The sequence below is a fragment of the Aquamicrobium soli genome, assembly GCF_042646345.1.
Lineage (GTDB): Bacteria > Pseudomonadota > Alphaproteobacteria > Rhizobiales > Rhizobiaceae > Mesorhizobium > Mesorhizobium soli_A.
The window spans coordinates 1-12800 of sequence record NZ_JBHRTK010000029.1; the positions used below are offsets into that span (position 1 = coordinate 1).

A 12800-nucleotide genomic window follows, 5' to 3' on the forward strand; every position below is an offset into this window, starting at 1 on the left:
GGAAATCTCGTTCATGAAGCTGATCTTGGTGGCCAGCATGGCGTTGGCCGCGTATTTGGTGAGTTCCGCCTCCCGCACGCCCATGAACATCAGCTTGTCGTGGTTGCGGTTGTAGGGCGCGTAGCATTCCCGCATCGCCTCGCGCACCGCTTCGGAATCGGTTCCCACCACGATCCGCGCACCGCGCGTGAAGTCATCGATGGCGTTGCCTTCCTTGAGGAATTCGGGGTTGGAGCAGACATCGAACGCCACGTCGACGCCACGCTCCTTGAGGCGGGCGGCGATGGTCGCGCGGACCTTGTCGGCGGTTCCGACCGGCACGGTCGACTTGTCCACGATCACCGTGCGGTGCGAAAGGTTGTCGCCGATCATGGCCGCCACGTTCAGCACGTGCTTCAGGTCAGCCGCTCCGTCCTCGTTGGACGGCGTGCCTACCGCGATGAAAATCAGTTCCGCGTCTTCGATCGCCGGCGCGGCCTCGGTCGTGAACGAGATGCGCGACTGCCGGATGTTGCGCGCGATCATCTCGGCAAGGCCGGGCTCGAAAATCGGCACTTCGCCGCGTTTCAGCGCCGCCACCTTGCCGGCGTCGACGTCCACGCAAACTACCTCGTGGCCGACATCCGACAGGCAAGCACCGGTAACCAGGCCCACGTAACCCGAGCCGAATATGACAATCTTCATGATCGTAGTCCCGACGGTTGTGCAAAAATCATCAGTGCCGTACTGATCAAACCCCTGAATCTACCGCCGAATGCGGGCATTCGGCGATTAGCGCAAACTTAAGTTGGGTCGACAGTTGGGTTGAGGTAGCCAAGAATCTCGTCGGCGGCATCCACGCAAGTTTCTACGAGTGGAAAAAGAATGGGGTTTTCGATCTATCCGGCGACCATGGTATCCCACGTCTTTTGGGTGGTCCGCTTACCCGATATCTGGCCGCTCAAACGGAGAAGATAATTCTGGCAATTTCTATTCGCCTAGCTGCAAATTCCTCGCTTCCGGACGATCTCCCGCCAAATGATTGTTGAGCAATTCTCTCACCAGCTAATAAGTCAAATCCCGCCGGGGATATAGCTCGACAGCCCCTCATCTGACAACCTGAAAGGGACCTCAATGGATCGCGCTAAATTCTTCTCGGCACGGTTTTCGTAAATCATTTGCGCCGAAGGGCCCCTTTTGCGTGAAACCAACGAGGCTCGATTCCACGGTTATTGACAATTCACTTGTTCATCAGAGCGCATCGCATCGGCTGGGGCGCCAGGACTCTAATCCAACGTGGAGAAAAAAAGCTCAGCGGCAGGTCAGCCGGCTACTCGCACGCTTCTCGAACTTGCAGGCCCGACCTTGGCCAGCAGTCAACAAGCAAGAGTCCCGTTCTCTTGGCGGCTTCACAAGGACAGTGATTTGGCTTCGCCAAGAAAAACGTCTCTGACATCTACGGAAGCCCGTCACTGATGCTGTCGCAGTCGCTGCTCAGGCAGGGAACACGAGTGGCCTATTATTACCCGCGCGACAGTGTTTACGCCAACGCGCGGGCGCTCTCCAGACTGTGTTCGGTGGGTTTAGCGGTGCACGTCGTCGTATCTTCCGACGGCCTGTTGATTACGACGACATTGACTGCGGCGTAGCCCGTACATATACGAATGTCACAGTCGTCATCGGCAACTTCGTTGAGCGGCGCGGTTACGCCGTGCAAGGATCGTTGGGACATATGTGCACGGCCAATCATGACCATTAAAAGCCTGGCCATCATTGTCGTCGCGGCACTCTGTTTCGCCACCTTGATGCTCTTCCTGCTCGTCGGGCGCGGCGGACGGGATGGCACTCGCGCCGGCACGAAAGCAACGACCGCCGTGGCCATGTTTAGTGGAAAGCTGGATATCCGCACGATGGCCGATTTTAGGGTCGCTGGTCGGCGGGTCATGCTGTGCGGCGTTTCGTTCAGCAAGCCGGCATCCATGGAGCCTTTGGTACGCGAGCAGGCGCGGAGCTCCTTCCAGAACAGCGAGGTCGACTGCGTCCAGGTGGGCGGTGGCACGCCGTGTGACGGCAGGTCGGCCCCGGTTTTCGAAGGGGGGCCCGTGGTCCAGTGCCGTGGATCGGACGGCTCAGACATAGCGCAGGTATTATCCGAGTCGGGCTATCTGTGCGACGTGCCGGCTCAATCTGGTGGGGCTTACAAAGCGTGTTAAGACCACTTTCAGTATCGTGTTGTACCTCATCAACAGTTGAACGAATTATCCATCGATGCTATCCACGGTTGGAATTTCAGGGGAATATCTGATGCATACTGTCTCAAAACTACTGGCTTGCGGTGCTTCGACGCTGTTCGGCCTGGCCATTGCGACTACGGGTAGCGTTGTCGGCGTAAGCGCGGCTTACGCGCAGCCCAGTGAGTGCGGCTGCGTGGTTCCAGCCGGAACGGCAGGCATCGTGCAGAGCGCCAACGGCAACGTGTTCGTGTCGCAGGCGAGCGGTTCGGTGCCGGCCCAGTCGGCAATGCCGTTGCAGGCAGGCAGTTCGGTTCTCGTCGGGCCGCAATCGGCCTCGGTCGTAAGCTTCGGTGGTAATTGCACGCTGCGCTTACCGGCCAATTCGGTTTTCGAGGTTCGGCCCCAGGGCGATCAGCTTTGCCTCGCGGTCAACGAGCAGGCACCGGGCCAGGCAGTTGAGACAACGGGTGGCGGTGCCAGCGATTTGTTGGTCCCCGGCGTTATTGCAGGTGGTCTCGGCCTGGGGGTGGTTGCTATCGCCGCGTCGGATAGCGATAACTCGGTAAGCAAATAGACCCGGGTTGGGCAGGTCACCCTACAGGTTCCGCAGGAAATTGACTGCCGATGAATTTTCACGGGCAGGGCGGTCGTCCTGTCATGTTACCAATGACGAACTTCCCTAATCCGAACATGAGCCAACCTGGCTAAGGTCCGGTAGGGTTGTTTCTCCCTGAACGCGAAGAAGTTTCGATATGGTTGGGGCCGCTCGTCGGGCGGCTTTGATCGCGCTGGCGTTCTTGGTCGTTCGACTCGCAGTAGGATGGCGAACATGGCAATTGCCGGGGTGGATGGCAGGGGCGGCACGCCGCACATGTTCTGATCCACACGGCCTAATCTGCTACGATCCTGCCCACCACGCACGATGCCTTGGGGCGTCTTCGCTAAACGGACGCGCTCAGTTTGACGGTCCGGTGCCGGAAAGAAAATGGCGCTGGAATCACATCGTAATTCCCCCATACTCTCCTATCCCGTGGATTTTCCATAACAATTTTTCGATGCGTACCTCGTGGGCCGATGTAAACCAATGGTTGAGTGAATCCTTGTAGGGTGCTATGGGTCGGTTGGGGGGTGCTGAGGGAAATGTGATGCAAATGATTTCGAAAGTGCTTGTTCGTGGTGTGGCAGCGGTGTTCGGTTTGGTCTATGCGACCACGGGCGGTGTTGTTGGGACGAGCAGTGCCTTTGCCCAGTCTGGTCAATGCGGCTGTCTGGTTGCCGCGGGAACGACCGGCATTGTCCAGAGCGCGCACGGAAACGTATTCGTGTCCCAGGCAAGCGGCTCGGTGCCGGCACAGGTCAGAATGCAATTGCAGGCGGGCAATTCGGTTCTTGTTGGTCCGCAGTCGTCTTCGACCATCAGTTTCGGCAACAATTGCACATTGCGCTTAGCGGCCAATACGGCACTGCAGGCAATCCCACAGGATGGGCAACTCTGCCTTGCGGTTAACCAGCAGGCGCCTGCTCAGGCTGGTGGAACGGCCACGGCAAATGCCGGAAGCTTTGTGACGCCTGAAACCATTTTTGGTGGCATCGTTGCTGGAGGTGCGATTATGTCTATAGCCGATGATAGCAAGTCAGTAAGTAAGTAAGCTTGTGACCGGCAATCGGCTAAAAGAGGCCAGAAAATCGAGGGATTCGTGTTTTCTATTGGGGGCTTGTGCGGGTATTTGCTCGCCATATCTGCTTAGGGAACATTCGATGATGTGATTGGGATCCGATTGAGTATCCATCTTCAAAGATCCCATTCTCTTGCCCTAGTTGCTTCCAGTGTCGTTGCTGACGCAAAGCATCTTATGAATTCTGGCCGACATGCCCTGTATGCAGGTCGCCGCTCGTGATCGACCTCCATTCTCATATCCTGTCCAACCTCGATGATGGGGCGCAAGATGTTGCCATGTCGGTCGAGATGGCTCGCATGGCGGTTGCCGACGGTGTCACCGACATGGCTTGCACGCCGCACATCGTTCCGGGCAAGTATCCGAACTCGTCCGCGACGATCCTGCCTGCCATGCATGCCCTGCAGGCGTTGCTCGAGGCCCAGAACATTCCGCTGAAGCTGCATGTCGGCGCGGATGTCCATATCGCCCCCGATCTCATCGAGCGGCTTTTGAACGGTAGCGTACCCACACTGAACGGTTCCCGCTACTTCCTTCTGGAGCCGCCTCATGAAATCCTGCCTCCAAAGCTGGAGGATTTCGTAACCCGCCTGCTTCAGGCGGGCTTTGTACCAATCATCACGCATCCCGAGAGACTTCTCTGGGCCGCGCGGCATTACGAGATCATTCGACGACTAGCGGACATCGGGTGCCCAATGCAGGTGACGGCTGGTTCCGTCCTCGGCGCGTTCGGAGCGGCGGCCACCGAACTGGCGCAAAGGATGCTGAAGGAGAACATGGTCAGCTTCTTTGCCAGCGACGGCCACGGGACGACCTGGAGAAAGCCGCTTCTGTCCGAAGCCTATGCCGCCGTCGCGGGACGATTCGGCAGCGAGCAGGCTGAGCAGATGTTCGTCCATCGCCCTGCGGCGATTCTTGCCAATGGGGAACCCGGATACCTGATGGCGCCGGGTTCCACCGTCCGCCATACGCCAGCCACCGGCTCCGGGTTCGTCCGGCGCTTCGTTCATCGCGTCCTCGGAAATGGATAGACGAATGCGGTTAATCGATCGCCTGTTCTTAGCCATCGTGCCCGGCTTCTTTGTCCTCGCCGGCTGTACCAGCACCGCCAATACGGGAGCTGCGCCCTCGGATGTTCTGTCGCTGAAAACGGGTGCGACATCGACGGGCGATGGAAGCCTGCAGCTAGTCAAGACATTGCCGCCCCCATTCGGCACCGATGGGGGCTCCGAGCAATTGTTGTCAGCAAACGATGTGCTGGAAGTCAGTATCTTTCAGGCCGACACGCTCAACAGAACGGTGCAGGTGGACTCGGCGGGTCGCATTTCGATGCCACTGATCGGTGTCGTCCAGGCGGCGGGCAAGTCGGTGCGTCAACTGGAGCAGGAACTGGAGCGGGCCTACGGTAAGTCTTATCTGCAATCGCCTGACATCACCGTTTTCCTTAAGGAGTCGGCGGGGCAGCGGGTAACGATCGACGGCGAGGTGGCAAAGGCCGGCCTTTATCCGGTTACCGCCAACGCCACCTTGCTGGACGTCATCGCCATGGCGGGCGGCTTTCGTGATATAGCCGACCAGAACAAGGTCTATGTCTTCCGCGAGATTGGCGGTCGCAAGCTGGTGGCCAATTACAGCGTGGCAGAAATCCGCAGTGGCCGGTTAGGCAATCCTCGCATCTATGGCGGCGATGTCGTTATGGTGTTCACTTCGCAGAGCCGGGTAGCGATGAACAATCTGAAGGAAGCATTGGGCGTGGCCGTCAATGCCAGTCGTCTCGCAGTTATTCCCTAAAGGGCTTTTATGGATGTCGCGACGCAGAGAATGGAAATGACGCATGTCTGACCGCCAACGCTATCTTGGCGCACCGCATAGCGGTAGCGGTTCGCTTGCTCTGGCCGGGGCGTATGAGGAGCCGCGTCTACTCATCCAGGACTATGCCTACGAGGCGGCTTCCCGCGAGGAGGGTATCGATATCCTGCGTGTGTTCCTGTATGTCGTCCACTATCGATGGCTGCTCGCCACTCTAGTGGCGGTCGGGCTGGTAAGCGCGCTCGCCGTCACCATGATGATGACGCCGCGCTACAAGGCTACCGCGCAACTGGAAGTACTGATGCCTTCGGCCAAGGTGTTCCAGGACATCGAAGTTACGGCCGAAAGCGGGGACATGCGCGCCTACCTGACTGCGCGGGAGAAACTGCAGAGCCGTTCCTTGGCGCAACGCGTGGTATTTGCGCTTGGCCTGAGCGAGCGGGAGGACTTTCTGTTCCCAAAGGCAAGTTTCTCACCCTTGAATCTTCTCAGCCGCGCGTTCGGCATCAAAGTCGGCGGCGGCCGACTTTCCGACTATACGCCGGAAGAGCGTGCGGGCATGGCAGTGGGAAGGCTCCTGGCAAATTTGAAGGTGGACTTGCTCTCCAACACCAGCTTGCTTTCGATCACTTATTCTGACCAGCAGCCGAAATACGCTTATGAAATCGCCAATCAGGTAGCGCAAAGCTATATCGACCAGCGCGTCGATCAGGCGAGCGATACGTCCTCACAGGCGCGCAAATTCATCCAGGAGCAGGTGATCCTGGTTAAGGCCAGGCTGCAGAAATCCGAGGAAGAACTCGTTGACTACGCCAAGAAGGAAGGCATTACCATCACTGGGGACGAGAACTCCCTGATTGCCGCCAACCTGAAGGAAATCAACAAGGCCCTGGCGGAAGCGATCCAGGAAAGCCTCGACTATGGCCGTCTCGTTCAGCAGATCGATAACGGCCAGGGAGCCAGTCTGGAGCAGGTCCTCAAAAGCGAGGGACTGGCGAAGCTGCGTGAAAAGTCGGCCGAGCTCAACGCGGAGTACCAGCAGAAGCTGACCCTGTTCAAACCCGGCTTCCCGGAAATGCAGCAGCTTCGTTCCCAAGTAAGTGAGATTAACAAGCAGCTTGATCTAGGTATCAAGGCGATCACGGATTCAATTCGCCTGAAGCATCAGGAAACGCTAGCCAAGGTCGCGGATCTGAAGGCGAAGCTGGCCGAAATGGAGACCGAACAGGCCGCCTATCAGGACAAGAACATCCAATACACGATCCTGAAGCGGGAGGTCGATTCCAACCGCTCCCAGTACGACAGCCTGATCGCTAAGCTGAACGAGATCGATGTTGGCTCGGAACTGAAGAACCAGAGTGCAGCCGTGGCCGATCTGGCGGCGATGCCGCATTCTCCGTACTCGCCGCGCATCGCCCTCAACCTGGCCATCGGGCTGGTGCTGTCAATGGCGCTGGGCGCGGCGATTATCTACATTCTCGAATTGCTCAACAACACCTTTGCCAATCCCGAGCAGGTCGAGAAGGAACTGGGTCTGCCGATCCTTGGAATATTGCCTGCCATCGATGATCGCGATTTTTCCCAAGCAGTCTCGGATCCGAAGTCCGGGCTGTCCGAATCGTATAGGTCCTTGCGCACATCGCTGCAGTTCTCGGGTGAGCAAGGGGCCCCACGGGTTTTGCTTGTCACCAGTTCGGAACCGTCCGAGGGAAAGTCGACGACCGTTTACAAACTGGCGGAAGACTTTGCCAATCTCGGCGCCAAGGTGCTGGTCATCGACGCGGATTTGCGCAAGCCATCCGTTCATCGCGTCTTCAGGGTCGACAACGGCATTGGTCTCAGCAACGTCCTGACCAGCACCATCAACAAAAGCGACCTGCCCAAGCTCATCAAGCAGCCCAAGCCCAATCTCAGCGTCATCACTGCCGGGATGATCCCGCCAAATCCAGCCGACCTGCTTTCCTCGACGCGCATGGGCTTGCTTCTGCAAAAGCTCACCAAAACCTACGACATTGTACTGATCGATGCGCCGCCCATTATTGGCCTGTCGGATGCGCCAATCCTAAGCCGACTTGCTGAGGCAACATTAATCGTTGTCTCGTTCAACCAGGTGACGCGCAAGGCCGCCCGCACTGCGCTGAAGCGCCTGCGCGCCGCGGGCGCCAATGTCGTTGGCGCAGCCTTCACCAAGTTCGCGGTCGGCAAGCTCGACTACAACTACAGCTACAAGTACCTGAACTACAATTACTACAGCTACGGTGACGATACGCCGAAGATCGAGGACAAGACCAGGGAAGGGGCGGCACCGGAACATGCGAAGGCTTGGACATTTGCTTCTCTGTCTCGCCGCCTGCGCGGGAATCTTCGTCATCTTGGTGATCGCATCAAGTCGGCAACTTGATGAGACAAGCCCGCAGCTCGCTCTCAAGCTCTATCCGCTGAATGCTGACGCCCTGCTTGCCTGGGGCATCCAAACCCTCGCCGGCACCGACAGCAACACGTCGATCGAGACTATCGAGAGTAGCGCCCGGTCGGCTATCCCGCTCAATGCCGGAGATGCCCGCATCTACAGCCTTACCGGGGAAACCATGCGCCAGCAGGGTCAGGATGCGGCGGCCTACGCCATGTTCGACCATGCGCTGCTGCTGGCGAAGACCGAAATTCATGCGCTTCAATGGTCGATCCAGCGCGCGGTGGAAAAGCGCGACTACCAGAAGGTAACGAACCGGCTCGACGTCCTTTTCCGGCGTTGGCCGGAGCGGATCAAGCCACTCGCCGATGCGCTTCCGGTCGTCTATTCCAATCCCGACAACTACTCCATCCTGATTTCCCGGCTCGGTGACAACCCACCCTGGCGAAAGCAATTGATCGCCGCCCTCACGGCCGACACGGCAAAGGACGTCGGCTTCGCCCAGCGTCTCGTGCAGGATATGGCCGTGGGCCGCTCTCCGCCCACAGTGACCGAAACAGCCGGAGTGCTGACCGCTTTGTTCAAGCGTGGGCAGTATGGCGAAGCGTACCGCACCTTCCTTTTGACCCTGACGCCGGCGGAAAGGGAGCTCTCCGGCTTCGTCTTCGACGGCACTTTCCAGCGAGGCCCGTCGGCACGGCTGTTCGACTGGTCGGTGCGCCAGCAGCCCGGCGTCACGACATCGCTACCCCAGAAGGCGGATACGCATCCGGGCCAGCCCGGCGGCGGGCTGTCGCTCGAATTCAACAACACCCCGGTGCTGAACGTCGGCGTCGAGCAATACCTGCTGCTTCCGCCCGGCGGCTACAACATCGACCTCGAGGCCTCCGCCTTTACTGCCAGGCTACCCAAGGGGCTGGTGTGGACCGTCGCCTGCCGCGGTTCCGGCAAGCAGTTGCTGAACCTCGACGTGCCGGAAGGCGATTACAAGGAACGGAGGGTGGATGCCCGCTTCTCCGTGCCGGGCGACTGCCCGATCCAGGTGCTGCGACTTCGCACCAATGCGATCGCCGAAAGCTGGAGCGAGCGCTATAGCGGCCGCGTGCTGGTCCACGCCTTGCGGATTTCGGCGGTGCAGTCATGAACGCACCGGATAGAACATTGGCGGACGAGGCTAAACGGCCCGGAACTGCAAGGGGGGGGCGCAGCCAGCGCATTTTCCTGGGCCTTTGCCTGCTGGCCTGCCTGCTTCTGGGTGGGGCTACGCAGCGCGGAGTCTTCGTCGAGGCCATCTTGCAGGTGCTGGTCATCGCCGCATCGACCTATGCGCTCGTGCGCGGGACCTCGTCCGCAGCGGTGCGGTGGGGGCTCGTGCTTGCGAGCCTCGTGCTCTTCGCCGGCATCCTGCAACTGCTGCCTTTCCCCGTCTCCCTGCTTGAGATCGCCCGACCGACCGGTCTGCTGCCGTTCACGGGCCCGACCGGTCTTTCACCGATCGGCTGGGCCCCGATCAGCCTCAGTGTCGCGCGCACCATCGAGGCGGTGATCTTCGCGCTGGTGCCGATCCTGTTCTTCATGGCGGCGACCAGCCTGCCCAAGGAAGATCGCGCCGGCCTGCTGCCGTTCTTTGTCATCGGCCTTGCCTGCAACCTGATCGCCGCCGGCCTGCAATATTCCTTCAGCGGCGATACGACGTTGGGCGACCTGCTCGGCTATAGCGTTATGGTTGGCATGTTCGCGAATGTGAATCATTTTTCGACGCTGGTGTTCTCGAGCATTCCGCTGGTCATCTATTTCGGCTTCTTTCGCGGCCGTCCGGCACTGGCGACCGTCCTGCTGGTCCTGATCTTCCTCATTCTTCTGGCCGCCGGCTCTCGTGCGGGCATCCTCATCGGCCTCGCCGTGGTGGCGATCTCGCTGGGCGCCCTGATCTGGCGCGGCCGCATCGGCACCGCCGTCATGCTGGCGCTTCTGGCCGGCGTCGCCGTCTATGGCTACGGCGCGCTCATCCATATCGGTGCCCAGCAGCTCGATCCCGATTTCGGACGACGCGAGTTTGCCCTCACGAGCTGGCGTGCCATTCGCGACAACTGGCTGTGGGGCACCGGCTTCGGCACGTTTGATCTGGTCTATCCGTTCTACGAAAGCCGGGACATGGTGCATGTCCAATATGTCAACCACGCCCACAACGACTTCCTCGAACTCTTCCTCGAAGGCGGGATCGTTGCCGTCATCCTGCTGCTGGGATATGCGGTGGCGGTGACGCTGCGCGCCTTCAAGGTTGCCCGGTTTCCGCTCCAGCGCCTGGTTCTGTTGTCGATCATCGTCATCCTGCTGCATTCGCTGGTAGACTATCCGCTGCGCACCATGGCCATCGCGATGTCCTTCGCCTTCTTCAATATGCTTCTGTTTTCGGATGTTGGAATAGACCAGGCGCGCGAGCGGCAGGGCAGGGGCCGGCGCCGCTCCTCCGAGGAAATCCTGCCGCCGGCAATAGCGCACTGAACGACCGGGGAGTTGCCGAGTGTAGGGCGCCACCTGACTTGGCGCTCCATGTCGAGGACCGGTGGCTCGTCGACGTAACCATTCGGTGATGTGGTAGGAGGACGCTGCGGTTTTCCGTAGGAGGGACGGTGGAGATGCTAACGGTATTTTGCGAGGAATGTCGGTTCGTGCGCAGCGTCGGGATTAGGCCTGCCGCCCTACCTGATTATCGCAGCGCTCCGATCTTGGTTGCAACAGTGAATCGCCGGGTAGGCCATTGTTCATGGCAGCTGATTGCATTGACATAAACAACAGAGGCCATAAAATACCGGGGTGTTTGCTGGTGGATACGCGTCCATGCAGCATCATCCAGCAGCTTCTAGCTTCGGGCGTGGCCCTGTATGTTAATCGGTCAAACAGATAACGTTCCAACGGATAATCCGGACGACGGCGATAGCGTTGTTTTCAACCTGTCAGCTTTGGTCGACGTGCCTTCGGCCGAAGATATTATTCCGGATTTCGGGGCTGGAGACGGAGATGTGATCGACTTAGCCACGCTGCTTGACGGGGCGCTGGCACCGCTCTCATCGGCTGTCGGCGAGCCCGTTTCCGACCTAGCGGTAGATCTGCCTGGGGCCGTTGGCAACGATACTTACTTACCCCTTGATACTGTGGCTTTGAGTTACTGGAGCGTCGACGCTGGCCTAAACATTCTCTACGATGATGACTCTCCCCTCTAGGCAGACCATACTTAGACGGTGGTCTTCGGGACCTGTCAGGATGGGGTCGTAGAGAATTAAACGTGTAATTTTTCCGCTTAGCCGGATCCCAGGTGTGGTCAGTTCGGAGGGGAGAATCCGGTCGAGGTATTCTTTAAGTTATGTGAATGATTCCCAGCAGGGGCCATCGATAATAAATAGAGAAGGTCCGATTCAAAATATCTCTGAAATCGACTTGGAGTTTAGTGTAAAACTACCGGCCACTGTAAGATCATCCTGCATAAATCACTCACAGATTAACCAATACCAAAAAATCACCGTTTCGATATATCCCAATATATAGGCGCCGACCGCTCCCTATTGCTCGCCAGCATAATTCATGGCTTTGCTGGCGGCAAATTCAAATTGGGGCAGGGCTATGGCTACCAACGGCATTATTGACAACGCTGACGTGTTTGCCGAACGGCACGGCGTGGAGCATCCGGCGGAGTTCCAGGCGCAGCTTGTGGCGCAGGCGGAAGCCGCGCCGGTGCCGGCGACGGCACCGCAGGTCCCTGCCGCTGCCGCACAACAGGCACCTGTCGCCGCCGCACCGCAGGCGGGCACGAAGGTCGTCGAGGTGGCGCAGGACAATACGGTCAAGCTGCCGGCGGGCACGTCGATCGAAAAGATCGAAATCGATGGCGACAGCCTTGTGCTGGTGCAGCCCGATGGCACGCGCATCGTCATCGAGCATGCGGCCCTGCATGTTCCCACCTTCGTCATCGACGATGTCGAGATCCCGCAGGAGGCACTGGTCGCCGCCCTGCAGGCCAACCAGATCGACGTGGCGGCCGGCCCCGACGGCTCGCTGACGGCGGTGGCGGCCGGCAGCGAAAGCGCCGGCGGCAATTTCAACCAGCCGTTCCCCGGCATCGGCGACGCCGGCCCGATCATCGACCTCCTGCCGCCGACCGCGCTGCAGTTCGGCACGCTGGAGGAGCGCAAGCTTTTCCCGGCCGAGCACATCAATCGTGCTCCGGATATCGTGCTTGATCCCGATCCGACCAATGGCCCCCCTGTGCCGGTGGGTGCTACGTCCAATGTCTTTGAATCGGGACTGCCGGGGGGATCGGATCCGGCCTCCGATAGTGAGTTCGCTTCAGGCAGGATAAAGCTGTCCGATCCGGATGGTCTTTCGGATCTTAAGTCCCTGACAATCAATGGGGTTGAAGTCCTGCTCAGTGCGATCGATGGCAGGGCATTCGCCACCGACAAGGGCATTCTTACGATCGTCCACTACAATTCGTCTACTGGAGAGGTCTCCTATGTCTATGAGTTGACGAATCCTATCACGGACGTCGAAGGTCAGCTTGAGACAGATTCTTTCGAGATTACTGTTTCGGACGGCAGGACCAGTTCTGCACCGGTGCAGCTAGTTATGAATATCGTCGACGACGTTCCGACGGCGCATGAGGATGCGTTCACGCAGGGTGCGGAGAACGCGGTC

At 59.0% G+C, this 12800-nt stretch carries 11 protein-coding genes; 10 read left to right on the forward strand and 1 reads right to left on the reverse strand.

The annotated features are described in order from the left end of the window. Nucleotides 1-684, reverse strand: a 684-nt coding sequence (locus ACFOHJ_RS21775) for a UDP-glucose dehydrogenase family protein (protein ID WP_378224108.1), incomplete at its 3' end; no start/stop codon positions are given. A 1043-nt stretch (nt 685-1727) separates the two neighbouring features. On the opposite strand from ACFOHJ_RS21775, the gene ACFOHJ_RS21780 reads away from it, so the two are divergent. The 10 genes from ACFOHJ_RS21780 to ACFOHJ_RS21825 form a co-directional block, all read left to right on the forward strand. After that, a complete protein-coding gene (locus tag ACFOHJ_RS21780; protein WP_378224745.1) occupies nt 1728-2192 on the forward strand; it encodes a hypothetical protein in 465 nt (154 codons plus the stop codon). Between the two features lie 91 nt (nt 2193-2283). Continuing rightward, nucleotides 2284-2787 carry a hypothetical protein gene (locus ACFOHJ_RS21785; protein WP_378224748.1) on the forward strand — a complete coding sequence of 168 codons (504 nt, stop codon included), beginning with the start codon at nt 2284-2286 and terminating at the stop codon, nt 2785-2787. Nucleotides 2788-3358: 571 nt separating this feature from the next. Next, on the forward strand, nt 3359-3862 hold the full coding sequence (locus ACFOHJ_RS21790) for a hypothetical protein (RefSeq protein ID WP_378224751.1): 504 nt from the start codon (nt 3359-3361) through the stop codon (nt 3860-3862). A 245-nt stretch (nt 3863-4107) separates the two neighbouring features. Continuing rightward, nucleotides 4108-4920 carry a tyrosine-protein phosphatase gene (locus tag ACFOHJ_RS21795; RefSeq protein ID WP_378224753.1) on the forward strand — a complete coding sequence of 271 codons (813 nt, stop codon included), beginning with the start codon at nt 4108-4110 and terminating at the stop codon, nt 4918-4920. Between the two features lie 4 nt (nt 4921-4924). Continuing rightward, entirely contained in the window at nt 4925-5680 is a 756-nt protein-coding gene (locus ACFOHJ_RS21800; protein WP_378224756.1) for a polysaccharide biosynthesis/export family protein, read from the forward strand. Between the two features lie 43 nt (nt 5681-5723). Then, a complete protein-coding gene (locus tag ACFOHJ_RS21805) occupies nt 5724-8099 on the forward strand; it encodes a GumC family protein (RefSeq protein ID WP_378224759.1) in 2376 nt (791 codons plus the stop codon). After that, on the forward strand, nt 8071-9252 hold the full coding sequence (locus tag ACFOHJ_RS21810) for a hypothetical protein (protein WP_378224761.1): 1182 nt from the start codon (nt 8071-8073) through the stop codon (nt 9250-9252). The genes ACFOHJ_RS21805 and ACFOHJ_RS21810 overlap by 29 nt, the downstream gene beginning before the upstream one ends. After that, nucleotides 9249-10613 (forward strand): O-antigen ligase family protein, encoded by a 1365-nt coding sequence (locus tag ACFOHJ_RS21815; RefSeq protein WP_378224763.1) that lies wholly within the window; start codon nt 9249-9251, stop codon nt 10611-10613. The genes ACFOHJ_RS21810 and ACFOHJ_RS21815 overlap by 4 nt, the downstream gene beginning before the upstream one ends. A gap of 380 nt (nt 10614-10993) precedes the next feature. Further along, a complete protein-coding gene (locus ACFOHJ_RS21820) occupies nt 10994-11332 on the forward strand; it encodes a type I secretion C-terminal target domain-containing protein (protein ID WP_378224765.1) in 339 nt (112 codons plus the stop codon). Between the two features lie 397 nt (nt 11333-11729). Continuing rightward, a partial coding sequence (locus ACFOHJ_RS21825; protein ID WP_378224766.1) for a hypothetical protein occupies nt 11730-12800 on the forward strand: 1071 nt, incomplete at its 3' end.